This is a genomic window from Niallia sp. FSL W8-1348 (assembly GCF_038006745.1).
Taxonomy (GTDB): domain Bacteria; phylum Bacillota; class Bacilli; order Bacillales; family Cytobacillaceae; genus Niallia; species Niallia alba.
Genome location: NZ_JBBOVV010000001.1, coordinates 3,572,825 through 3,596,528, shown reverse-complemented (window position 1 = coordinate 3,596,528; position 23,704 = coordinate 3,572,825). Strand labels below are relative to the sequence as shown.

Sequence of the window (23,704 nt, the reverse complement as noted above, 5' to 3'; positions counted from 1 at the left end):
ATCACCGCCATCTATTTGGAATGATTAAATGAACTTGGGTTCCCATTCCAGATTTACTTTTGATTGTTAAACCAAATTCCTCACCATATAAAAGCTTAATCCGTGAATCAATATTATAAAGCCCGATTCCAGTCCCTCTCGTTTTTACCTCTTGTTTTCTAACCTTTGCTAATAGTTCCTCCTCCATCCCAGGTCCATCATCTTCAACGGTAATATGCAAATTACTTTCTTGAAGATAGCCAGAAACCTTTATTTCACATGGCTCTATCATCATTTCAAGCGCATAATGGATCGCATTTTCGACGAGAGGCTGAATCATCAATTTAGGAATATAGCATTTCTTTGTCTCAGGAGAGATAGTTTCGTGAAAAATCAAGCGATCGCCATATCGATATTTTTGGATTCTTATATAATGGGAAACGATAAACAGCTCTTCTTCGAGCAATACTACGTCATTTTTAACACTAATTGCATTTCGCAATAAATAGCCCAAAGATTCAACCATGCTTGATATATCTGTTTGCTGATTCATTTTTGCCTGCCAGTTAATCGATTCTAGCGTATTGTACAAAAAATGAGGGTTAATCTGTGCCTGCAAAGCCTTAAACTCAGTATCCTTGATTAATAACTGTTTTTCGTAATTTTCTTTAATTAACGTATTAATTCGGTCAATCATCAGAATAAAATGATCCGTGAGAATGCCGACTTCATCCTTTGATTCAACAGGTTGTAGTGTATTATTGATCGATAAATCTCCTTTCTGCACATTTTTCATCGCAAACACAAGCTGCTCAATTGGCTTTGTTAATTTACTAGAAAAAAGAATTGCCATGAATAGCACAACTAAGTTTAGTAAAAGGAAGATTGCTATCATAACATATTTTGTTGTTTTCACTTTCGAAATAATCGTATCAAAGGAAACAATGTTCCAATAAACCCAATCAACGTAGGAGGAAGTTGTATGGGTTATAAAGTATTTCTCTCCGTCTAATGTCTGTATTTGGTAGCCAACCTTCGTATTCGGAAGATACGGAATTTTTTCTATCTCATGAAATAACCCATTATAAAAAAATTGATTGTTTCCACTGCTAATCATCATATTACTAGTCATTTTATTATTTGTTGATGCGCTATCTTCCACTATTTTATCTAAATTAACTTGAATAAGCAGTGACCCTAAAGTTTCCAAGCTTAAATTTTGATGTCTTCTTATTTTTCGAATAGCAAAGATTTTATTACTATTGGTCTCTGTTATCCATTGATTCGCCCCATTACTCCTTTCGCCAATTGCGATCCATTCATTTTTCTGCTCGGAAATAATAGGGAATGTATACCCACCAGCCCGATATTCATCTCCATTTACATCAAATAAATGAATGGAATGAATATATTTAGAAGATCCTACATACTCCGTTAGTAAATCCCAAAGTTCATTTTCCAACTGATATCGTTGATAGGGATTGGCGTTCTCCTTAACCTCAACTAAATTTTTCTGAATTTTATTATCTGTCATTAAAGAATAAGAGATTTCTTCGATATTTTTTAATTCTTTTTCTAATTGATTGGTAGACATATGTAAAACTTCGGTTGTTTTTTGATAATATAGCTGATCATAAACATGAAAGGCATATTGGAATCCGATTAATAAAAATGACAGAGAAGCAATCATGATTAATAAAATAGTTAGAATGAGCTTATTTTTTATTTTTAACTGCCTATACTTATTCATTGCAGAAGAAATCCAGTTTTTCATATGAAAACTCCTCTTTGAATTAAACGAGCCTTTGCTGATTTACCTTACGCAGGCGATGATCAATGCTGACAAAAGCTTTATTGGCAATCCATGTGATGACAAATGCAAGAGAACTAATACTAAAGAATAGAAGGAGCGTAATATGAAGTGAAGCAATTAAAGTTACACCTAAAACAGCGATGAAGATTCCTACTGTATGAAACGGACGTAAAAACCCGATAATAAATGCATATTTTATATACTCTAATAACCTAAGATCGTAATAAACGAAGACAGGTAGAAGATAAAAAAAAGTAGTACTAACGGACAGAAACAAGCCAAGCATAACAAAAAGCAAAAGTGTTGTATTTCCTTCAAACGTTCCGATAATCCGAAAATCCAGATAAAATAAAAAGAAGGTAATGGCAATAATTATTCCAAGAATATTGCCTTTCCACCAACCTTGCTTATAGCTATTCCAAAAGACAGGAAAAATACGGATATCGGTTTCCCCATTCACCCATTTTTTTGTCACAGCGAACATTGCCATACTTGCTGGCATCCATCCGAATAAACCTAAGCCTAAAACAGTAAAGCAGAGCCATAGTATATTTACATAAGCCAGTCGCGTTACCCATTCGCAAAACTTATAGACGCCATTTGATAAAATGTGTACCAATCTCCCATCTCCCTTATTACTTTTTTTATTTATTGTACACCATAGTTGAAAGCCTTTACATAAAATAATTAGTGTTATGTAAAGAAAAGGAAGATTTATCTATAGATGCAGAGGAAATTTTACTCCAAAATTCAATCTTTTTAGGTTTAATCATGTTATTAATAGGGTAAATAGCTGATATTAAAATCTATTATTTGTGTAAATTAGTGTTTTTCTACCTTAATTTTATCTATGGGAGCAACGGAAATGAATATAATAATGTATATAAAGGAAGAATTAAAGCATTTCATTAATGATAATGAAAAAATATTTAACCAAAAATTACTTACGGAAGCAACAAACGTTTCCACCAAAATTACAGACATATTAACTAAAGGAAATATTGATTTATTAAAAAACGCCAAAAAATTAATTTTTTACACAGTAGATCAACAAGAGGAAGATCTAGTTTCTTTTGCGAAAGTAGAAGGAATTGCATGGGCAAAACACTCTTTAACTCTAGAGTTGAAGCTTGAATGGGTTCAAGCGATTAGGAGGACTTTATGGCATTTTATTAGCATCATTGATGAAGAAAAGAATATACTGCATAATCGTGAAGATTATTACAGTATGGAAAAATTATTTAATGAAAAGATAGACCAGTTTTTAAATAATTTTTTCCTTAGTTATTCCCATTATAAAGATGAAATGATACATAAACAAAGAGAAATGGTTGAACATTTATCCGTCCCAATCATTCCTATAAAGCACTCTGTTTCGGTTTTACCATTAATCGGCTCGATCGATTCGTACAGAATTAAAGTAATTGAGGAAAAAGTACTAAATGATATAGCAGAATCCAGAATCCAGACATTAGTAATAGATCTTTCTGGTACTGCTATGATGGAAATGGATGTAATTGATTATTTTGAAAAAGTTCTAGCAGGCATTTCGATGATGGGGTGCAGTGCGATCATTACTGGACTGAGACCGGAGTTGGTAAAAAAGATGGTTCATGCCGGCATCAGTTTTGAAAAAAATGCTGAAACAAGAGGAACACTTCAAGAAACGTTAAAGAATATTCTCTAACGTTAGAGTTTGTCGACAAAAAGATTTTTAGAAGCTTATATTGAATTTTCATGCGTTGCTTGGAGTGGAAGGGGTGAGACTCCTGTGGGATTAGCGAGACAGCCTGAGACCCTGCAGGCCAAAGGCCGAAGCGGATCAGCGCGAGCCCCACGGAAAGCGAACCCCTGGAGCGAAAAGCAACATCCCTATTCAAAAAGACTAATAAATATACTATAGACAAACCTCTATATCTAAAATTCAGGAGTTTGTCTACAGTCTGAAACGTTAAAGAATATTCTCTAACTTTATTTAAAAAAGACCAAAAATGGTCTTTTTTTTCATTGTTTCATTAATTATAAGATTATCCCTTTGCTATCTCTTTTTATAAAGACATGCTACAAGCTTATACCTCCAGGCTGGATTGGGTACAATGCGCCGCTTAAGGCAAATGATATTCTTCCTGTTTCTTCTGATACAACCATCACTAACGCATCAGATATCTCACTTAAACCAATAGCTGCACGGTGTCTTGTCCCTACTTTTTCCTTGCCTTTAAAGTGGACTGCAGAAGGAAAAATATTCCCCGCAGATATAATCGTATCTTCCTCGATTAACACTCCCCCATCGTGCAATGGATTGCCTGGATAGAAAATTGCTTCTAGTAAAGATGCCGACAATTTTGCATGCAACGGAACTCCAGAATGAACCAGTGTATCAATAGCATCTTTTCGCTTAATGGCGATTAATGCACCATGGCGTTTTTCGGATAGAGCTTGTGCACATGCAGTGAGAATTTCTAGATGCTTCGTATAAGGCTCTAAATATAGTTGCAAATAAAATGTAGCTGCATTGTGATGGATACTTTTAAATAACTTATTTACTTCTTCAAAGTCATTTAAGATACAGCAATCTTTTTCGTCCATCGTCTGCTTTAGATCTCCAATTTTATCTTGTAATTGATCCAATAAGTGGTGCATGCGATGATTAAATTCCTTAGGTAAATGTTTTTCTCCGCCCATCTTAACACTCCCCTTTTTTGTTACGTTGTCCAGCTTGATTGAATTTATTCAACTAGTTTTGCATGATTGAATTCATATTTGACAAATGATAGACTAGTAGTTGAACATTTCAAAAGGAGGTAATATTTTACATATGAAATTTTGGACTTGGACTATTATTATTTTACTATCCGTTACAGCAATTAGTGTTTCTTCCTTTTTTGTTATGCAAGCACTTTTTGACAAGAAATCTCCCTTACAGACAGAAAATGAGCGCTCTGTAGTAAAACAAGCTTCCACTGAAACAGAAGAAAACTTTGATACAAAGCAAGTTAATACGCCTGTTGATGAAGAAGTTGTTGTTTTAACAAATGGCACTAGCGGACATACTTTTATTTCTAATTGGCATGATTTTTATAACGAAACATTAGGTTGGGGGAGACTTGAAACAACAAGCTACGAAAAGCAAAAAGAAGCGGCATTATCTATTCTGAATGGACTAAAGGACATTAAAGTTGCCGATGAACAAATTGCAGAAGATATAAATGATATTGCCACAAATGCGAAAGTAGTGGCAGAGAAGGATGATCGAGTTGCTATGCGAAATCTGCATCGATATTTTCATGATTTAGATATTTACTTTAATGGTTATAACTATGATCAAACATTTGGAATTACGGAATTTAGAGGGAACTAATCTATACAAAAAGTTCCACTCTTATTCTACCATTTAGGCAAATGGGTTTTTTTGATTAAAATAATTTGGTTTTTTCACATCGTTATTGTATCGTTTATGAAATATATGAGTCGTTGCAGGAGATAGCGGTGGTATCAACCATGCCCAATTCCCCGTAATATCTCTCCCTTTTTCTTTTTCTTTATTCTCAAACGTCTTAAATTGCTGTGCTGCTGTATGGTGATCGACAATTGTTACCCCTGCCTTTTGAAATGAATCCAGTACAGCAATATTTAATTCCACTAGAGCTTTATCCTTCCAAAGGGTCACATTTTTTTTCACATTCAAACCAAGCCATTCGCCAATTGTTGGCAGCATATTATAGCGATTTTCATCTGCTAAATTTCTTGCTCCAATCTCCGTACCCATATACCAACCGTTAAAAGGTGCTGCTGTATAAGAAATACCGCCAATTTCAAGGCGCATGCTCGAAATAATCGGTACAGAGTACCATTTCAAAGCGAGCTCCTCAAACCATGGATATTCCGGATGTTGAATAGGCACTTCTAATATAAGCTCTTTAGGAATTTCATAAAGCTTCGGCTTTTGCTCATTTATTTGAATAACAAGTGGAAGGATATCAAAATTTGTTTTCTCCCCCGTCCAGCCAAGCTTTAAACACTCGTGTGTAAAAGCGATTGAATCAGGATCCCCGATTATTCCTTCTTCTGTTTCATACCCTGCATAACGGATAAGTTGATGATTCCATATTCGGAAAGAGGGATTCCTCTTTTTTTGCTGAAAAATAGTAATAGTTGGCTTAATTTTCCCGCCATTTGTCGCATAGGAAATATGATGAAACAGCGCATCTTTTACTTCTTCTTCTGTTTTAACATGCCGCTTATCTATTACATGGAGATTTTCCCAAAACAATCGACCGATACAGCGATTACTATTACGCCATGCCATTTTTGCACCATATATTAATTCTTCTTCCGTATGCTCATAATCCCCATATTCATTAATCTCTTTTTCTATTTGTATTAGACGATTTTCGATTTCTGTTTCTGATTTATTCAGTTCCTTATAGGCTGTATCAATAAACAATTTTGCTTCTTCAAAAAGTGTATTTGCCAACAAAATAGCCCTCCCATCATTATTTAAGCACTTTACGAATCATTTTCTCTTTCTTTTCTGTATATGGTGGAAAAAGAATTGGAATATCAACTCTTGTACTCTTTCTGAGTATACTTTTTTGATGAGAGAAAGTGGTGAAACTGTATTTACCGTGATAAGCTCCCATTCCAGATGTACCTACTCCACCAAAGGGTAAATTAGGAGGAACAATATGGGTTAACACATCATTAATACAAACTCCGCCTGAGGAAATGGCACAAAGCACTTTCGTTTCCGTCTCCTTTTTGTTTGTGAAAAGATAGAGGGCTAACGGTTTATCTAGCTTTCTAATCGATTCGATTGCTTCCTCTAGTTCTTTATACGTTAGAATAGGCAATATCGGCCCAAAGATTTCTTCTTGCATCGTTGCTGAATCCCATGTAGCGTCCAAAATCGTTGGTTCAATAAAACGTGTTTCTCGATTACTTTTTCCTCCAAACAGTATAGCTTTCCGATCTACTTCTAGCATTTCTCTTAAGCGAAGAAAATGTTGTTCACTCACAATTCTGCCAAAATCCTCTTTATCTTCAATCGTTTCTCCAAAATAGTTTACTAGCGTTTTTTTCATTTCTACGATGAATAATTCTTTAACTGATTCATGAACCATAATATAATCTGGTGCCACACATGTTTGACCTGCGTTTAAAGTCTTGCCCCATATTATACGCTTAGCCGCTATCGTTAAGTTAGCCGTTTCATCGATGATGACAGGACTTTTTCCCCCTAGCTCCAGTGTTACAGGAGTTAAATGCTGAGCCGCTGCTTCCATCACAATCTTGCCTACCTTCGTACTGCCTGTAAAGAAAATATAATCAAAATTAGCATGGATCAATGCTTGATTTGTCTCTATTCCTCCTTCAACCGAACTGATATAAGCTGGCTCAAAGGTAGTATTAATCATTTCCGTTACAACGGCTGAAACGGTTGGCACAAGTTCTGAAGGCTTTAGGATTGCACAGTTGCCCGCAGCAATTGCGCCAATTAAAGGTTCAATCAATAATTGAAAAGGATAATTAAAAGGACCTATAATAAGGACCGTTCCATATGGCTCATATAGAACTTCTCCTTTAGAAGGAAATAGACTCCATGTACTTCTTACTTTTTTTGGCTTCATCCATTTTTTTAGATGTTTTATTGTATGACGAATGCTCTGAAGCGCAAATCCAATTTCCGAGGCATACGACTCAAAAGGATGCTTTCCTAAATCTTTCTGCAATGCTTTTAGGAGGACTTGCTCCCTTTCTAAAATAGCATTTCTCAATTTTTCCAATTGTTCTATTCGAAAAGCAAGTGGCAATGTTGCTTGTGTGGAAAAGAATGATTTTGTTTGTGCTAATCTTTCATTTACTTCCATTTTTCACGCTCCCTTAATGGGTATATTTAATCATGAGTGTATCAATTTTTTCTTAAAGTAAGCAAGTATTATGAAGGCACTGTTCAAAAAAACAGGCTGTTTTCGTAAAATTTGTTGCGATTACCCGCAGCCGGAATACACTTCGCTTTCCGTGGACAACGCTTGAGCCTCCTCAGCCTCCGGGGTCTCAGACTGTCTCGCTAATCCCCGTGGCGTCTTCGTGTATTCCGGCTGCTCCATTTTTCCAACTAATTCTTTTTTCCTATTGAAAAAACAACAATCCTTTAGAAAAACTCTCATGGCGGCGTTACCCGCCGCCACCGTCTATCATGAAAACTTGCTCCTATCCCATGATAGAAAGTCTAAACCACTTAACACCTGACCATAATTAATAGTACAATACGACCAGTCCGAAGACTGTTTGGTGGATCAATACAAGTTGATACCCCGTTAGAAAAACTGGTTGTGACAGTTTAAAAGAACCGTCTAATGTGTTTATAAACACGAATACAAAAATTTTGTATGATGACTTCTGTCGCTTGTATTGTATTAAAAATCTTTGAGGTGATTATATGGAAGCTATGATTGAACGGTGTGCAGGCCTAGATGTACACCAAGAAACAGTAGTTGCTTGTGTTTTATTTGGTTCATTAGATAAAAAACCAAATAAAGAGATTCAAACCTTTCCAACAACCACAAGTGGCCTTTTGGCACTTAGCGACTGGCTATCCTCACACAAAATAACGGATGCTGTAATGGAAAGTACCGGTGTATATTGGAAGCCCGTTTGGAATGTTATAGAATGTGACTTCCAATTAATCCTCGCCAATGCCCAACATGTTAAAAATGTTCCCGGAAGGAAAACAGACGTAAAAGATGCGGAGTGGTTAGCTAAACTTTTGCGTTCTGGACTAATTGAAAAAAATTTTGTACCGCCCAAAGAAATTCGTGATTTGCGAGATTTAACCCGGTATCGTAAAAAACTCATCCATACACGAACTTCTGAGCGCAATCGAATCCACAAAATTCTACAGGATGCAAATATTAAACTAACTTCTGTTTTATCTGACATTTTTGGTGTCACTGGTTGTCGCATTATTGAAGCCCTAATAAACGGCGAAAAAATAGGTGTGTTTGAACTTCAACAAATGGTTGATTCAAGAGTTAAGGCGAGCACAACAGATATTGCAGAAGCCCTTAACGGTGGAATACGTAAACATCATATTGATATGTTACGTTTCCATTGGGACCATATCAATCACATCGATGAAACAATCGAAAAAGTAGTTGAACGCATAGACCAAGCGCTTATTCCTTATCAAGAGGAGTGCGAACTACTAGATACCATACCGGGTGTGGATAAAAATGCATCCGCAATCTTTATAGCTGAAATGGGTGTAGACATGTCAGTATTTAAAAGTTCTAAACATCTAGCCTCATGGGCTGGAGTGAGTCCAGGAAATTATGAGAGTGCCGGTAAAAAAAAAACAGGTAAAACTCAGTACGGAAACAAATCATTAAGAACCACCGCTGTTGAATGTTCCATGGCTACAGATAGACAGTATAATCGCATATCTGCACATAGAAAAAGAATTATGAAACGACAAGGAAAATCGAAAGCACGGATCGCTTCCGCTCATTTAATCCTAACAATTGCTTACAATATTTTAAAAACAAGGCAACCATATCAGGAACTAGGCCCTGATTATGTTGATCTCGAACAAAGTAAAGAACAAAAAATGATTCAATACTTAAAAAGGAAAGGGTATCGTATTGAACCCACTAATGAACAAATTGCTTAATGAATAACAAAAGCACTATATTTAATCATTCCTAGCCTTTTAAAAAAGTTCAAATTTAGAAGGTTCAGCTTAGTGTTGCCTTTTACCTAAAGAGTTTTCATACAAACAGCCAAAAAATAAAAAGGAATTCACATAAGAGCGAAGTAACATACGTTTCTTATGCGAATTCCTTATCATAAACTTTTATGTACTACAGTTAATATATTTCTCAACTCTTCTATAGGAATTTGCCCTGGAGCAGATGCCTTCTTTGCTGCAGCAAATGTAATAGCTGAGCCAAATATTTCTCCTGCCATTCTGCTCACAGTTCCTCTTCCTCCCATGGACATCGTTACAATCGGTTGATCTGGTGCTTCTTCCTTCATCGTAGCCGTCGCATCTAATAATGTTAAAACATCCTTTACAGATTGAGGCATTACCGCAATTTTCGGTATATCTGCACCTAGTTGCTGCGCCTTTTGCAATCGAAAAACAATTTCTTCCTTCGACGGAGTTTTTTCAAAATCGTGATTAGATAAAATGACAGCAATTTGATGAGAATGTGCCATATCTATTACCTGCTTAATTGTCACTTCTTCCATAAATAATTCAATATCTAGTAAATCAATCATTCCCGTCTCTAATATACTTTTATTTAAAGAGAAATAGTCCTCCTCGTCTATCTGTCTCTCGCCTCCCTCTTTTGAAGTACGAAAAGTGAATAGTAACGGAATATTCCCAATCGTTTTTCTTAAGTGGGGAAGTACTTGTGTCACTCTATTAATATTATCTACATCTGAAAAATAATCGGCACGCCATTCGATTATATCGATTTCCCGTTCTTTAAGTAAGACTGCTTCTTCCCTTAATTCTTGTTCTGTTCTTCCAATAAGAGAAACACAAATTTTTGGCATTCCATCCCCAATGATGACCTCTCTTACTTTTATGCTTTTGCTCACTTTTTTCCCTCCAACAACTTACTTTTTTATATGAGATCCAATGAATGTACAATAGAGTCTATTATTTCCTCTAGCTCTTTCCCATTCATGGTGACTTTCAAATGATGATTAGCATATATTTCTTTTCGCACATTAAATAATTCCTTTATTTCTTCCTCCGACTTTCCATGCAGGACTGGTCTGCTATCGATTATAAAGGGAATTCTCTCCTTCCATGCTTCAAAGGACATATCTAAATATAAGACAATCCCATTCTCTAGACAGACGTTACGAACGTCTTCTTGCAGAAAAGCCCCACCTCCTAAAGAAATAACTTTTCCTTTCTGTTCTGTGAGCACTTTGATTATCTCTTTCTCCTTTTCTCGAAAAAATGCTTCTCCATAATGGCTAAATATTTCCGTAATCTTCATGTTATATATAATTTCTAATTGATGATCAACATCTACAAATTCCCGTTGGAGTTTATCCGCTAGCGCTTTCCCAAGCGTCGTTTTCCCAACTCCCATAAACCCAATTAATAAAATGCTTTTCTCTTTCGCTAATTCCTTCCGCAACATCAAATAATGCCCCCTATGATCTATGTCCGACAAAAATCTTTCTTTTATTATAAGGGAAACACAGCCTATATCCTAGCAGATTATTAGGAATAAATCGGTTACTACTCTCATAAAATGTAGCGAATAATATAATACTCCTCTCCATAAATAGATTAGCTTCTTTCCTCCTTCTCTTATTCTCATTCATGTATATCTGTTCTCTATTAGTTTTTCCTTACGTTCTCTTATTACCGTCATATTCCAAGCGTTTATTAGCTTATAATTACCTTTCAAACTATTTTCTCGAAAAAACTTATTTATAATTATTATAAAATTATATTGATTTTTATTTAGAGATGATATTATAATATATATATGCTAAAGAACTAAATTATGAGGTGATTTTTTATATGTCAAACAATCGATTAACGACTAGCTGGGGAGCACCAGTTGGAGACAACCAAAATTCCATAACTGCCGGACATCGTGGTCCTACTTTAATTCAAGATGTACATTTACTTGAGAAATTAGCTCATTTTAATAGAGAACGTGTACCTGAGCGCGTTGTGCACGCTAAAGGGGCAGGAGCTCATGGTTACTTCGAAGTAACCAATGACTTAACAAAATACACAAAAGCTAACTTCTTATCTGAAGTTGGAAAAAGAACATCCATGTTTATTCGTTTTTCAACAGTTGCTGGGGAACTAGGCTCTGCTGATACCGTTCGTGATCCGCGTGGATTTGCTGTGAAGTTTTATACAGAAGATGGAAATTATGATATTGTTGGCAATAATACACCTGTATTCTTTATTCGGGATGCGATTAAATTTCCTGACTTTATCCATACTCAAAAAAGAGATCCAAAAACACATTTAAAAAATCCAACAGCTGTATGGGATTTTTGGTCTCATTCACCTGAATCTTTGCACCAAGTAACCATTCTTATGTCAGATCGTGGTATTCCTGCAACACTTCGTCATATGCACGGATTCGGAAGCCATACCTTTAAATGGGTAAACAAAGATGGAGAAGGCGTTTGGGTTAAATATCATTTTAAAACAGAACAAGGGGTTAAAAACCTTGATGTGAATCTAGCAGCTAAACTTGCTGGGGAAAATCCTGATTATCATACAGAAGATTTATTTAACGCTATTGAAAAAGGAGATTTTCCTGCTTGGACACTTTATGTTCAAATTATGCCTTTAGAGGATGCAGATACGTATCGTTTTGATCCATTCGATGTAACAAAAGTATGGTCACAAAAAGACTATCCATTAATCGAAGTTGGTCGTATGGTACTTGATCGTAATCCAGAGAATTACTTTGCAGAAGTGGAGCAAGCTACATTCTCCCCTGGAACATTAGTACCTGGTGTAGAGGTTTCACCAGACAAAATGCTACAAGGCCGTTTATTTGCGTACAGTGATGCACATCGTTACCGTGTAGGTGCAAACCATAATTCACTTCCAATTAACCGTCCTCGCAACGAAGTAAATAACTATCAACGTGATGGTCAAATGCGCTTTGATGGCAATGGTGGCGGTTCAGTATACTACGAGCCAAATAGCTTTAGTGGTCCAAAAGAAACTCCTGAAAACAAAACAACTCCATTTGCTGTATCTGGAGTTGCAGAAAGTGTTGCATTCGATCACAATGATCATTACACACAAGCAGGAGATTTATATCGTTTAATGTCTACAGAAGAACGAGAAAGATTAGTGGCAAACATTGTTGGCGCAATGAAACCTGTAGCATTAGAAGAAATCAAACTTCGTCAAATCGGTCACTTCTACAAAGCAGATCCTGAGTATGGCACAAAAGTTGCTGAAGGTTTAGGCTTAAGTGTTCCTGAAACAGTAAAATAATAGCGTCTTGGTAGAATAACCCTCTATTTTGTGGAGGGTTTTTCTTTGTATGTAGACGAGGTTGTTAGGACTTTTCCCTATTGGAGTTGGCTTGAAACTATTTTTATGACGATTGCAAGTAAATAGCAAACTTAAGGATGTATCTAATTCGTAAATATTGGCTGTTTGCTTGCAGTTCTTTGAGGGTTACTTGCGACTTCCCAACTCTTACTTGCGACTTCCCGACTCTTACTTGCGACTTCCCAACTCTTACTTGCGACTTTCCAACTCTTACTTTCCCCCGTTCCCCATCTCAATTATTTGAAAATCTCCTAAGAAACCGCTACTCTTAGGATAGAAAAAATTATTCTAACGGGGTGACAGGATGGATTTATCAATCAATGCGACAAAGAAACTAAGCAATGGCGTAGAAATTCCTTATTTAGGCTTTGGGGTTTTTTTAGTAAATGATCCAAAAGAATGTGAACAAAGTGTACTTGCTGCCATTAAAAATGGATATCGCTCTATTGATACCGCAACAAGATATGAAAATGAAGAGTTTGTAGGCAATGCTATTAAAGCAGCTGGCGTACCACGTGAAGAATTATTTATTACGACAAAGGTTTGGGTTACGGATTTCGGCTATGAAGAAACAAAAAAAGCATTTCGTGAATCATTAAGAAAGCTACAATTAGATTATTTAGATCTTTACCTTATTCACTGGGCAGCACCTGGTTTTGAAGAAACATGGAGAGCACTTGAAGATCTTTATGAAGAAGGGTTAGTCCGTGCAATTGGTGTATGTAATTTCCAAATTCATCATTTTGAGAAATTAGCTGAAACTGCAAAAATAACACCAATGTTAAATCAAGTAGAAACACATCCGTTATTTCAGCAGGTGGAATTAAGAAATTATTTGGCACAGCATGATATTGCACATGAAGCTTGGGCTCCACTTGGTCAAGGAAAGAATGGATTATTTGATTCACCAGCTCTAGCTGAGATTGCCAAAAAACATAATAAAACAGTTGCTCAAGTTATTTTAAGATGGCATTTAGATCGCGATACGATAATTATTCCTAAATCTGTTCATGAGCAACGTATTATCGAAAATGCTGATTTATTTGACTTTGCACTTGATGCAGACGATATTAAGACCATTACTTCTCTCGACACAAATCAACGAAGCTTTGGTAATCCAGATGATAGTGAACGCTTTAAAGCCATGCAGGAAGCTGCAAAAAGTAACAGCTAAACAATCTAAAAAGCATACCAATTTTGTTATTGGTATGCTTTTATTTTCAGCAAAAATCATTACTGTTTCTTATTAGTAGAAGCCCATTGGTTATCTGTTGCTGTCTTATGCTGCTTTTTACTTGTAACTTCTGTATTAGCAGTTGCCCATTGGTTGTTTACTTCAGACTTTTTCTGCTTCGCCATGTTCGTTACCTCCTGCTAGTAGTTATTACGTACAATTCTAGTATGAGATAAAGTGGGTTAGATTATGAAACAAACAGAAAATTGTTTTCCCCTTTACAGTTTTAATCGTTGCAAGCGAAGGGCATTTAATACAACAGACACAGAACTAAATGCCATTGCGGCACCAGCTAACCATGGGGCAAGCAAACCAATTGCCGCAATTGGTATTCCAAGTGTATTGTAGCCAAAAGCCCAAAATAAATTTTGCTTAATGTTTGTAATTGTTTTTCTACTTATTAAAATACTATCTGCAATGGCTTGTAGATCTCCACGAATAAGTGTAATATCTGCTGCTTCCATGGCAATATCTGTTCCTGTTCCAATAGCCATTCCAATATCTGCTAGTGCTAGTGCAGGTGCATCATTGATTCCATCCCCAACCATCGCTACTTTTTTTCCTTTTTGTTGCAGCTTTTTCACAGCATCTGCCTTTCCATCTGGCAGAACCTCTGCAATGATGTGATCAATTCCTGCTTGTCTTCCGATTGCCTCTGCTGTTTGCTGGTTATCTCCCGTAATCATAATGACATCTAAATTCATCTGCTTCAATCGTTTAATTGCCGCTTTTGAAGTTTGTTTAATGGTATCCGCTACTGCCAGGAGTCCAGCATATTTGCCATTGACACTTATAAGCATTGCAGTTTTCCCTTGAGCTTCTAGCTCTTTCATCCTAGGAAGAATTTTTCCAACATTTATCCGATAACGATCCATCAATCGCCGTGTTCCGACTAATAGGTCATTACCATCCACATTCGCTCGAATTCCAAAACCTGGAATTGCTTCAAAGTCAGCTGTTTCCGGAAGAACAATCCCACGATCGGTTATTCCTTTGACAATTGCCTCAGCAAGAGGATGCTCTGATTTACTTTCTGCTGCTCCAACTAAGGATAGTAATTCTTCTTCTTCCCATTCTGTTACTATATCTGTTAAAACAGGTTTTCCATTTGTTACTGTTCCCGTTTTATCTAATAAAATAGTATCAATCTTATGAGTCATTTCTAGGTGTTCTCCACCTTTAAATAAAATACCATATTCTGCTGCTCTACCCGAACCTGCCATAATGGAAGTTGGAGTAGCAAGCCCAAGCGCGCAAGGACATGCGATAACCAATACTGCAATTAACTTCTCTAGACTTTCTGCAAAGTCGCCAGGTGTGATAACAAAATACCAGACAAAGAATGTAAGAAGGGCAAGACCTACTACAATTGGAACAAAAATACCAGAAATATGATCAGCCAAACGCTGAATTGGCGCCTTAGAACCCTGTGCTTCTTCGACCACTTTAATAATTTGAGCTAGTGCTGTCTCTTTGCCAACCTTGGTTGCCTTCAGTTTTAAAAAGCCATTTTTATTTATTGTTGCTCCAATTACCGTGTCGCCTGCTTGTTTATCAACCGGAATACTTTCGCCAGTTAACATCGATTCATCAACGGCTGACTGTCCTTCGATAATTTCCCCATCAACAGGAATTTTTTCACCAGGTTTTACAAGAAGAACTTCTCCTGTTAAAACTTCTTCCAAAGGTATTTCCATCTGTTCCCCACCGCGAATAACAACTGCCGTTTTCGCTTGCAGCCCCATTAATTTTTTTATCGCTTCCGAAGATCTTCCTTTTGCTTTCGTTTCGAATAATTTTCCTAAAATAATTAAGGTAATCAAAATGGCACTTGTTTCAAAATAAAGTCCTACAGGATGGCCAAAATGACCTAATGACTCGAAAGATAAATAAACACTATAAAAATAAGCCGCAGAAGTTCCTAATGCCACAAGAACATCCATATTGGCACTTTTATTTTTCAATGCTTTATATGCTCCTACATAAAACTGTTTCCCGACAAGAAATTGAACGGGGGTGGCTAGCGCCATTTGTACCCATGGATTCATAAAAAGATCTGGAACATATATAAAAGATGTAAAGGAAAAGTGACCAACCATTGCCCATAAAAGTGGCAGAGATAAAATCATGGAGAATATAAATTTTCGTTTTTGTCTCTTTAATTCCGCTTCTTTTTGATTTACAGTGACTTGTTCTGATTCCTTCTTCGTTGCTCCATAGCCAAGTTTATTTATTTTACCAATTAGTTCATCTGGAACAATATTTGCTGGATTGTACTCAATGGTAGCATTTTCTAAGGCAAGATTAACCGTTGCCTTGTTTACACCAGTCATTTTATTAAGACCTTTTTCAATTCTTGTTGCACAGGCAGCACAAGTCATTCCTGAAATATCTAATTCAAGTTTTTCCGTTACTATGCCATACCCTAACCCTTCCACCTTTTCTTTTATTTCCATTGGGGAAAGTTCACCATCTCTATATTTAACGGTTGCTTTTTCCAGTGCCAAATTAACCGTTGCTTTTTCAACGCCTTGCATTTTATTTAGTCCTTTTTCTATACGAGTGGCACAAGCAGCGCAAGTCATTCCCGTAATTTCAAAGGTTTGTTCCTTTATTTTCTCCTTACTTTTCATGACACTTTGTTCCGCCATATCACAAAACTCCTTATACCTATATAGGGTATATTTTATTGAAAATAAAAATGTGCAGTTATAACAGCACATTTTCCTAATTAAATTACTTCACATCATAACCTTGCTCATCAATAGTTTCTTTGATTGTTTCTAGTGCTACTTCATTAGCATTGAATGAAACATCAACTAAGCCTTCTTTTAAATTAACTTTAACATCAGATACACCAGCAAGCTCGCCTACACTTCCTTCAACTGCTTTTACACAATGATTACAAGACATACCTTCCACTTTTAATGTTACGTTTTCCATTTAGAACACTCCTTATTTTTTCATTAGTTTTTGAATCGTGGTTAGAACCTCATCCACTACTTCCATATCTCCCTCTTGGATACGCTCTACCACACAGTTTTTTAAATGACCTTCTAATAAAATCTTTGCTACACTATTTAAAGCAGATTGAGTCGCTGAAATTTGCGTAATAACATCATCACAATACGTATCTTTTTCGATCAAACCTTTTATCCCTCGAATTTGTCCTTCAATTCGATTTAATCTAGTAACTAAGTTTTGCTTTACTTTATCTGAATGGTGACTTCTTCTGTCACTAGTGATATGACAACTTTCCATTTCCTGTTCATTATTCTCCAATAAAACTCCCCCTTGCTTATTTTGTATACATATATCATACCCCAGTATGGTATAAAAGTAAAATAATAAATAATGACAAATTTATGAATGAAGCTCTTTTCCACTAATATAACCAAAATATGATATATTATTGCTATGAAAAATATTACGCAAATTCCTCGTCTATCATTAAGAGAACAAATATATGAACGATTAAAATTAGCAATCATTCATCTTGAATTAAAGCCCGGTGAAAGAATTAATGATAAAACATTGGCTGAACAATTCGGTGTAAGTAGAACTCCAGTACGAGAAGCACTCAAAAAATTGGAGGATGAAGGATTAATTGTAACTTCTCCAGGTTCTGAAACAATTGTTAGTTTAATCGAAGTAGATCAAGCGATGCATGCCTTTACAGTAGTAGCCTCCCTTCATGCATTAGCGGCTAAATTGGCTTTAACTACTTTATCTTCCGCACATGTTGAACAAATGACAGCAATTAATAACGAATTTGCTAAAGCTCTAAAAGCAGCGGATAAATTTCAAGCAATTCAAAAGGATGATCAATTTCATGCAGTTATTTTAGAGGCATCTCAAAATCCAGAAATAGTTATAGCTCTAGGTCGCCTTCTTCCTAAAATTCGCCGACTGGAGTTACTAAAATTTAATTCTTTCGATGGGCAAAAGTCGATTGAACAGCATCAAGAAATTATTGAGTGTCTATCAAAAGGAGATAAAGCCCAACTTCCTACCTTAATTGAAAACAATTGGTTAAGCTTGGCTACATATTTAGCAGAAAAATAATTCGATCAGCTATTCATTAAAAAGAGGGGATTTTCTCATTCCCCTCTTTTTATCTCTTTCTTATTTATCCTTCTCCCCCGTATTGTGCATTAATTCTGGATAAATCTTTTTTAATAATTGAACCAATTGTTTTTCTTCATCCTCTGATAAATTTCTCGTAATTTCATTATTTAATCTTGCTAACACTTTTTGTATCTCTGGAAAAACGTTCTTGGCTTTAGTTGTTGGGTATAGATTATTAGATCGTCGGTCATTAGTATCTGTATGTCTATCGATATATCCAACAGCTTCTAAATGCTTTACCGCTCTAGCTGTTGTTGCTTTATCAAATTTTAAAAGAGAGGAAAGTTCGTCTTGGTTTATCCCCGGTTTGGCAATAATTGTTTTCAAAAAAGCTTGCTGCCCACCATTCCCTAATTCATAGGGTTTCAATTCCTTTGAAAGGAATTTCTGATTCTGTCTGTGAATCATCGAGACAATCCTTCCAATCGGCATCTCATTCATTATGGTACCCCCTCGGATAGTTTCCCTTTGGAAAGCTAACACTAATTTCACTGATTGTAACATACAAGAAAGCGCATATGCCTTGCCCATCGCCATACAAACTAAAACTGCGTGACTGAGATATAGGAAACTCGATGAACGTTAGTAGTGAATCGATGTCGACTTACAAAAGAGATGATCTGAAGATTAATAGGTGCTAGGCTTCGTACGCCAGACACAGATTGTACTTCAGAAAACTGCTACTTTGTTAGCATACAAAAAAATAGTTGCGTACGCAACTAACTTATTTTAAAATGGAGCAAGAATAGTTGCTTATGCAACTAAATAAATGAGGTGATTATTTGCAAGCTTCTGTACCTGAGCACAATGATGAAGTTTATCGACGACGATGGCTCATCTTTACTGTTTTAAATATATTTACATTTATGTCTACTCTTGATGCTAGTATTGTTAATATTGCTCTCCCAACTATATCTAAGCAATTAGGTCTTGCCTTTGCAAATTCCCAGTGGATTGTCATTAGTTACTTACTAACCATCTGTACCGTTATCCTTTTCTTTGGAAAACTAGGGGATATGTTTGGAAAAATAAAAGTATTTAAATGGGGATCTGTTCTATTTATCATTGGTTCTTTCCTCTGTGGATTCAGTAACTCACTCTCCTTTTTAGTCATTTCTCGCATTATCCAAGCAATTGGAGCAGCGATGACAATGGCAAATAGCCAAGGAATTGTAACAGAAATATTCCCAGCAAAAGAAAGAGGAAAAGCATTAGGACTAATTGGAACTTTTGTCTCTTTAGGGAGTATTACTGGACCAAGCTTAGGTGGAATTATTATTTCCAGCTTAGGATGGGAGTATATATTCTGGATTAACATTCCCATTGGCGTTATAGCTATTTCTCTTGCGTGGAAAATATTTCCTAAGGATGTTACATTAACGAAAACAAAGATAGATATAGCAGGCAGCTTATTATTTAGCTTTGCCATTATTCTTCTAATCGGTGGTTTATTACTTGGTCAGCAATATGGCTATGCTAATTGGGGGATTATCTCTTCTATCTTTATTGGTGCTATTTCCTTTATCAGTTTTATCATCGTGGAATATCGAAAAGAAAATCCAATGCTGGAACTTTCTATCTTCAAAAATCCACTTTTCTCTATTAGTATCTTTTGTGCATTTATCGTTTTTATTGCGAATTTTTGTTTTAATATCCTGTCTCCTTTTTACACGCAGGATATTTTAGGGATGTCTGCATTACATTCAGGATACATTCTTATGCTCTTTCCGATTACGATGGCAATTGTTGCTCCTATAAGCGGGACATTATCGGATAAAATAAGTGGTCAAGCTATTACCTTTGCTGGATTATTAGTAATGATTGTCGCACAAATCGGGTTAACGTTCCTTCATGAAGGAAGTTCTATTACAAGTCTTGCTTTATGGATCATTATGCTTGGAGCGAGTTCTGGTCTCTTCCAATCCCCTAATAATTCGTTAATTATGTCAACAGTGGAACGAAAACAACTGGGGATTGCAGGCAGCATTAATTCACTGGTTCGTAATTTAGGTATGGTTGTTGGTATTTCTCTTGCGACAAGCATCTTATTCTCTGTTATGAGCATGAAAGCAGGCTACCGAGTGACTGCCCTTATTCCAGAAAGACCTGATATTTTTCTTAGTGGTATGCATGTCGTATTTCTCGTATCTAGCAGTTTATGCTTTATTGGTTTGATTCTGACGGGGTGGAGATATGCTGTATCTCGTAAAGTAGCAGAGAAAAAAGTTCGAAATGCTTCTTAAGTTGACCGTTACTTAAAAAGTTCCTTGATTCAAAAGAGAATCAAGGAACTTTTTTATTATTACCTAGCTATCAGAAGTCACTCCTGTATAAATTAAAATTGCATCTCGTAAAAAGGCAGTTGTTCCAACTTGCTCTTTATCATAATAAGAGGTAAAACGTTCATCGGCAACATACATTTCTGCCAATCCTGCATGAGCCTCTTTTTTATACTCCGGCCATGTAAAAGAAAGCCATTGTTTATGCAAATCTGCAGCTTTTTGGGCTGCTTCTCCTGCTGGATTACCTTCTTTTACTGCTTTTTTTAATGTTGAAAAAAGCTCTGTCTCTACTTCTACCATGTTACGATACGCACTTTCAGACATATTCATTAGTTTTGCATTAGATTGATTAATTGTGTCTTCTCCATACTTTTCTCTAATTTCTTTTCCATACTTTGCTTCATTATCATCTACTAATTTCTTTTTGAACCCTTCAAATTTTTCCTTATCAGACATGATCGTTCTCCCTTCTAATGTTTTCATCGTTTTTTCAACATTTGTAATTAATTGCTGAAGCTGTTGATTTTTTGCCAGGAGTTTTTCATGATGTTGCTTTAAAGCTTCTTTGACGTCAAAAGAAGGAGAAGCCATCATTTTCTTAATTGTTTCTAATGGAACATCTAGTTCACGATAAAAAAGAATTTGCTGTAATAAATCTACCTCTTTTTGTCCATAAATCCGATATCCTGATGAATTGATTCTCGCCGGCTTAAGAAGGCCAATTTCATCATAATAGCGTAATGTTCTTGTACTTATTCCTGCTAACTTTCCTAATGCATTTATGGTATACTCCATTTTTTCACCTCCTGACAATTTAATCGTAAACGTTGACGTAACGTAAATGTAAATAGTTTTTTCATCATTTTTTTTGCAAAAAAGCAGTTATCACAAAGAAAATGATAACTGCTTTTTTATTAAGTCTTTTTCCTACTTTTATAAACATAGCTTTTCCATATCTATTTACCGCTTTAAATTTACGGTTGTTACCTCAAATTTATCGTAACGATGACGGGAAAAAGAATATTCAAATGGAACACCATTATTTAAATAACCCACATGCTCTACTTCTAGAATTGGATCATTCAATTCACATTCAAGATGTTCATGATCTAATTCAGTCGATTTACATGCTCTTATTTTCCGATGAGATCCAGCTATTGTTAACCCTAAAGTTTTTGTAATATGCTCATAAACTGATCCATATAACACCTCATCATTTAAACCAGTAATTACTGTTGTTGGCATATACGTAATTTCTAAAACATATGGTTCGTTTTTTACAGAGCGTAATCTAATTAAATAGTAAACAGGTGTTTTCACATCAATTGCTAAGTGTGCTGCAACCTCTTCAGAAGGAAAATGAACTTCAAATTTAATGATTTTACTCTCTATCTTTTCTCCATCTAACAGCTTAGACAATCCTAATATTTCATTCGTTAGCACATTTACCCTACTATCATGTAGTGCCGATTGAACAATAAAAGTTCCATGCCCTCTTTTTCGATACAGAAGTCCTTCCATTACTAGTTTGTCTAATGCCCTTTTCATGGTCATTCTGCTACATGAAAACTCTTTAGACAAAGATATTTCATCTGGAATTGGATGATCTAATGGATAAAAGTTTTCTTTAATACGACGTTTCACTTCAACTGCTATTGCTTCATACTTGTTCATAAACGAACCACCTTAATTAATAAAAAATAATCTATAACGAAGACTCTATCAGTGAGGTTTTCCTCATCTTCCACTGATGGTTAGTTGAACCAATCGGACCTTCACGGACAGTTGATCTCCCACCTATCTTCCTCGTATTCTCATAAGCTTGAGGGGGGAGTCTTACTGCCCGTTAAGTGTGGGATAAAATATAATCTTGCTTTTTTCAACGAAAACAAAATGTCTTTTTAATTATAAGCATTTAATTACAAAAGTCTATACTTTAAAAATGCACCCTTGAAATCTCTATTTATAGTATAATACATTTCCTTATAAATCGTATACCTTTTTAAAAACGCTTTCAAAAAAATCAGAAAACCATATCGGTAATAGGAGATTTAGGAAAAGTAACTGTTGATGAAAAAGGGGGAAATGCAGAAAGAGGATGTGACAAAACAAAATATCTAATGGGTAAAGACGAACAATCTCTCATTTAGTAGCGAAACCAACTCGTTTCATCCTTTTTTTAAAAAGAAAATATAATGAGTAGGAAATACGAAGCAGACTGAATACACGTAGACTCCTATGGAGCTGCGAGAAAGTCCAAGACCCTGCAGGAACGAGGGCTCGCCCCATGGAAAGCGAAGTGTATGCTGGCTGCGGGTGATCACCACAAACCTTCCTTCTTAAAATGAATAAAACCCCAAACAATTATACGAACTTTTCAATCAGCATTTACGTATAATTGTTCGGATTTATATTTAGTTGGGATATTTTGTCCCAGCCTTTCATTTTATGATATAAATGTGATTATTTTTTCGGAATTTCGCAGCCTTCATCTGTACATACCGCACCTTCTGTACCTGCACCTGAAAGATCTTGAAATTTAGGGGTTGGATGATCTTCCTGCCATACTTGCTCAAGAACCCGCTTGAATGTCTCTAAAGGTTGAGCGCCTGAGATAGAGTATTTTTGATTAATAACAAAGAATGGAACACCTGTTACGCCAATTTGACTTGCTAGTGCCTCGTCAATTCTGACGTCATTTGCAAAACTTGTTGAATCTGCTAATACTTTTCGTTGATCCTCTTCTTCAAGTCCTACTGATTTTCCTATTCCTACTAACGTATTATGATCACTTATTAATTTTCCTTCTGTAAAGTAAGAATACAATAATTTCTCGGTTAGCTCTTTTTCTTTTCCGACTGTTTGTGCATACTTTGTTAAACGGTGTGCATCAAATGTATTTGTTGGTTTCATGTTATCAAAATCATATTTCAAGCCTGTACTTGCTGCTTGACTTCCAACATTACTATTCGCATTTTTCGCTTCTTCTACACTCATTCTATATTTACCAGCAAGAACTTCATGAATACTTTTACCAGCATACATTTCAGCATTAGGATCTAATTCAAAGCTCTTAAATTCTACTTCAACTTGATCTTTGTAAGGAAATTGTTCTAAAGCCATCTCTAAACGGCGTTTTCCAATATAGCAAAATGGGCACACATAGTCTGACCATACTTCAATTTTCATGTTTCCAC

General features: G+C 35.8%; 23 protein-coding genes. 7 read left to right on the top strand and 16 right to left on the bottom strand.

Going from position 1 to position 23,704, the window contains the following annotated elements:
- Window position 1: 1 nt before the first annotated feature.
- Entirely contained in the window at window positions 2-1,753 is a 1,752-nt protein-coding gene (locus NST60_RS16905) for a cache domain-containing sensor histidine kinase (protein WP_341099533.1), read from the bottom strand.
- A 19-nt stretch (window positions 1,754-1,772) separates the two neighbouring features.
- Complete coding sequence (locus NST60_RS16900; RefSeq protein WP_341099532.1) at window positions 1,773-2,411, bottom strand: YesL family protein; 639 nt, start codon at window positions 2,409-2,411, stop codon at window positions 1,773-1,775.
- A 246-nt stretch (window positions 2,412-2,657) separates the two neighbouring features.
- On the opposite strand from NST60_RS16900, the gene NST60_RS16895 reads away from it, so the two are divergent.
- The gene (locus NST60_RS16895; protein WP_341099530.1) at window positions 2,658-3,479 is read left to right on the top strand and encodes an STAS domain-containing protein; all 822 of its coding nucleotides are present in this window, start codon (window positions 2,658-2,660) and stop codon (window positions 3,477-3,479) included.
- Window positions 3,480-3,853: 374 nt separating this feature from the next.
- On the opposite strand, the gene cdaS is transcribed toward NST60_RS16895, so the two are convergent.
- Window positions 3,854-4,477, bottom strand: coding sequence for a sporulation-specific diadenylate cyclase CdaS (cdaS, locus tag NST60_RS16890; protein WP_341099529.1), 624 nt, complete (start codon window positions 4,475-4,477; stop codon window positions 3,854-3,856).
- 133 nt (window positions 4,478-4,610) lie between these two features.
- On the opposite strand from cdaS, the gene NST60_RS16885 reads away from it, so the two are divergent.
- Window positions 4,611-5,153: a hypothetical protein gene (locus NST60_RS16885; RefSeq protein WP_341099528.1), complete on the top strand. Its 543-nt coding sequence runs from the start codon at window positions 4,611-4,613 to the stop codon at window positions 5,151-5,153.
- Window positions 5,154-5,186: 33 nt separating this feature from the next.
- On the opposite strand, the gene NST60_RS16880 is transcribed toward NST60_RS16885, so the two are convergent.
- Together NST60_RS16880 and NST60_RS16875 are read right to left on the bottom strand one after the other, a co-directional pair.
- Window positions 5,187-6,269, bottom strand: coding sequence for a nitric oxide synthase oxygenase (locus NST60_RS16880; RefSeq protein WP_341099527.1), 1,083 nt, complete (start codon window positions 6,267-6,269; stop codon window positions 5,187-5,189).
- A 19-nt stretch (window positions 6,270-6,288) separates the two neighbouring features.
- A complete protein-coding gene (locus NST60_RS16875; protein WP_341099526.1) occupies window positions 6,289-7,662 on the bottom strand; it encodes an aldehyde dehydrogenase in 1,374 nt (457 codons plus the stop codon).
- 572 nt (window positions 7,663-8,234) lie between these two features.
- Between NST60_RS16875 and NST60_RS16870 the strand changes: the two genes are divergently transcribed.
- The gene (locus tag NST60_RS16870) at window positions 8,235-9,464 is read left to right on the top strand and encodes an IS110 family transposase (RefSeq protein WP_100525939.1); all 1,230 of its coding nucleotides are present in this window, start codon (window positions 8,235-8,237) and stop codon (window positions 9,462-9,464) included.
- Between the two features lie 173 nt (window positions 9,465-9,637).
- Here NST60_RS16870 and aroD read toward each other — a convergent pair whose 3' ends face one another.
- Entirely contained in the window at window positions 9,638-10,402 is a 765-nt protein-coding gene (aroD, locus tag NST60_RS16865; RefSeq protein WP_341099525.1) for a type I 3-dehydroquinate dehydratase, read from the bottom strand.
- Window positions 10,403-10,428: 26 nt separating this feature from the next.
- Window positions 10,429-10,959 carry a shikimate kinase gene (locus NST60_RS16860; protein WP_341099524.1) on the bottom strand — a complete coding sequence of 177 codons (531 nt, stop codon included), beginning with the start codon at window positions 10,957-10,959 and terminating at the stop codon, window positions 10,429-10,431.
- 389 nt (window positions 10,960-11,348) lie between these two features.
- On the opposite strand from NST60_RS16860, the gene katA reads away from it, so the two are divergent.
- Window positions 11,349-12,803, top strand: a complete 1,455-nt coding sequence (gene katA, locus NST60_RS16855; protein ID WP_169189046.1) for a catalase KatA — start codon at window positions 11,349-11,351, stop codon at window positions 12,801-12,803.
- A 143-nt stretch (window positions 12,804-12,946) separates the two neighbouring features.
- On the opposite strand, the gene NST60_RS16850 is transcribed toward katA, so the two are convergent.
- Window positions 12,947-13,099 (bottom strand): hypothetical protein, encoded by a 153-nt coding sequence (locus tag NST60_RS16850; RefSeq protein WP_341099523.1) that lies wholly within the window; start codon window positions 13,097-13,099, stop codon window positions 12,947-12,949.
- Between the two features lie 68 nt (window positions 13,100-13,167).
- On the opposite strand from NST60_RS16850, the gene NST60_RS16845 reads away from it, so the two are divergent.
- Window positions 13,168-14,037, top strand: coding sequence for an aldo/keto reductase (locus tag NST60_RS16845; RefSeq protein WP_016202489.1), 870 nt, complete (start codon window positions 13,168-13,170; stop codon window positions 14,035-14,037).
- Window positions 14,038-14,096: 59 nt separating this feature from the next.
- Here the strand turns inward: NST60_RS16845 and NST60_RS16840 are convergent, their stop codons facing one another.
- From NST60_RS16840 to NST60_RS16825, 4 genes are all read right to left on the bottom strand, one after another.
- Entirely contained in the window at window positions 14,097-14,222 is a 126-nt protein-coding gene (locus NST60_RS16840; protein ID WP_263479846.1) for a hypothetical protein, read from the bottom strand.
- A gap of 93 nt (window positions 14,223-14,315) precedes the next feature.
- Entirely contained in the window at window positions 14,316-16,748 is a 2,433-nt protein-coding gene (locus tag NST60_RS16835; protein WP_341099521.1) for a heavy metal translocating P-type ATPase, read from the bottom strand.
- A gap of 85 nt (window positions 16,749-16,833) precedes the next feature.
- Window positions 16,834-17,040 (bottom strand): copper chaperone CopZ, encoded by a 207-nt coding sequence (copZ, locus tag NST60_RS16830; protein ID WP_016202491.1) that lies wholly within the window; start codon window positions 17,038-17,040, stop codon window positions 16,834-16,836.
- A 12-nt stretch (window positions 17,041-17,052) separates the two neighbouring features.
- Window positions 17,053-17,358, bottom strand: coding sequence for a metal-sensitive transcriptional regulator (locus NST60_RS16825; RefSeq protein WP_040343087.1), 306 nt, complete (start codon window positions 17,356-17,358; stop codon window positions 17,053-17,055).
- Between the two features lie 156 nt (window positions 17,359-17,514).
- Here NST60_RS16825 and NST60_RS16820 point away from each other — a divergent pair, with 156 nt between their 5' ends.
- Window positions 17,515-18,162: a GntR family transcriptional regulator gene (locus tag NST60_RS16820; protein WP_101729250.1), complete on the top strand. Its 648-nt coding sequence runs from the start codon at window positions 17,515-17,517 to the stop codon at window positions 18,160-18,162.
- Between the two features lie 60 nt (window positions 18,163-18,222).
- Here NST60_RS16820 and NST60_RS16815 read toward each other — a convergent pair whose 3' ends face one another.
- Window positions 18,223-18,666, bottom strand: coding sequence for a MarR family winged helix-turn-helix transcriptional regulator (locus tag NST60_RS16815; protein ID WP_016202494.1), 444 nt, complete (start codon window positions 18,664-18,666; stop codon window positions 18,223-18,225).
- 341 nt (window positions 18,667-19,007) lie between these two features.
- Between NST60_RS16815 and NST60_RS16810 the strand changes: the two genes are divergently transcribed.
- Window positions 19,008-20,468 (top strand): MFS transporter, encoded by a 1,461-nt coding sequence (locus NST60_RS16810; RefSeq protein ID WP_341099519.1) that lies wholly within the window; start codon window positions 19,008-19,010, stop codon window positions 20,466-20,468.
- A 63-nt stretch (window positions 20,469-20,531) separates the two neighbouring features.
- On the opposite strand, the gene NST60_RS16805 is transcribed toward NST60_RS16810, so the two are convergent.
- From NST60_RS16805 to NST60_RS16795, 3 genes are all read right to left on the bottom strand, one after another.
- Entirely contained in the window at window positions 20,532-21,302 is a 771-nt protein-coding gene (locus NST60_RS16805) for a MerR family transcriptional regulator (RefSeq protein WP_341099518.1), read from the bottom strand.
- Window positions 21,303-21,467: 165 nt separating this feature from the next.
- The gene (locus NST60_RS16800; RefSeq protein ID WP_016203826.1) at window positions 21,468-22,181 is read right to left on the bottom strand and encodes a GntR family transcriptional regulator; all 714 of its coding nucleotides are present in this window, start codon (window positions 22,179-22,181) and stop codon (window positions 21,468-21,470) included.
- Window positions 22,182-22,970: 789 nt separating this feature from the next.
- Window positions 22,971-23,696, bottom strand: a complete 726-nt coding sequence (locus NST60_RS16795; RefSeq protein WP_016203827.1) for a DsbA family oxidoreductase — start codon at window positions 23,694-23,696, stop codon at window positions 22,971-22,973.
- Window positions 23,697-23,704 lie beyond the last annotated feature (8 nt).

Bases quoted from the DNA above. Each gene is read 5' to 3' on its own strand.
- NST60_RS16905 (WP_341099533.1), bottom strand. From the start codon at position 1,753: ATGAAAAACTGGATTTCTTCTGCAATGAATAAGTATAGGCAGTTAAAA.
- NST60_RS16895 (WP_341099530.1), top strand. From the start codon at position 2,658: ATGAATATAATAATGTATATAAAGGAAGAATTAAAGCATTTCATTAAT.
- cdaS (WP_341099529.1), bottom strand. From the start codon at position 4,477: ATGGGCGGAGAAAAACATTTACCTAAGGAATTTAATCATCGCATGCAC.
- NST60_RS16885 (WP_341099528.1), top strand. From the start codon at position 4,611: ATGAAATTTTGGACTTGGACTATTATTATTTTACTATCCGTTACAGCA.
- NST60_RS16875 (WP_341099526.1), bottom strand. From the start codon at position 7,662: ATGGAAGTAAATGAAAGATTAGCACAAACAAAATCATTCTTTTCCACA.
- NST60_RS16870 (WP_100525939.1), top strand. From the start codon at position 8,235: ATGGAAGCTATGATTGAACGGTGTGCAGGCCTAGATGTACACCAAGAA.
- NST60_RS16860 (WP_341099524.1), bottom strand. From the start codon at position 10,959: ATGTTGCGGAAGGAATTAGCGAAAGAGAAAAGCATTTTATTAATTGGG.
- katA (WP_169189046.1), top strand. From the start codon at position 11,349: ATGTCAAACAATCGATTAACGACTAGCTGGGGAGCACCAGTTGGAGAC.
- NST60_RS16845 (WP_016202489.1), top strand. From the start codon at position 13,168: ATGGATTTATCAATCAATGCGACAAAGAAACTAAGCAATGGCGTAGAA.
- NST60_RS16840 (WP_263479846.1), bottom strand. From the start codon at position 14,222: ATGGCGAAGCAGAAAAAGTCTGAAGTAAACAACCAATGGGCAACTGCT.
- NST60_RS16835 (WP_341099521.1), bottom strand. From the start codon at position 16,748: ATGGCGGAACAAAGTGTCATGAAAAGTAAGGAGAAAATAAAGGAACAA.
- copZ (WP_016202491.1), bottom strand. From the start codon at position 17,040: ATGGAAAACGTAACATTAAAAGTGGAAGGTATGTCTTGTAATCATTGT.
- NST60_RS16825 (WP_040343087.1), bottom strand. From the start codon at position 17,358: ATGGAAAGTTGTCATATCACTAGTGACAGAAGAAGTCACCATTCAGAT.
- NST60_RS16820 (WP_101729250.1), top strand. From the start codon at position 17,515: ATGAAAAATATTACGCAAATTCCTCGTCTATCATTAAGAGAACAAATA.
- NST60_RS16815 (WP_016202494.1), bottom strand. From the start codon at position 18,666: ATGAATGAGATGCCGATTGGAAGGATTGTCTCGATGATTCACAGACAG.
- NST60_RS16805 (WP_341099518.1), bottom strand. From the start codon at position 21,302: ATGGAGTATACCATAAATGCATTAGGAAAGTTAGCAGGAATAAGTACA.
- NST60_RS16800 (WP_016203826.1), bottom strand. From the start codon at position 22,181: ATGAACAAGTATGAAGCAATAGCAGTTGAAGTGAAACGTCGTATTAAA.
- NST60_RS16795 (WP_016203827.1), bottom strand. From the start codon at position 23,696: ATGAAAATTGAAGTATGGTCAGACTATGTGTGCCCATTTTGCTATATT.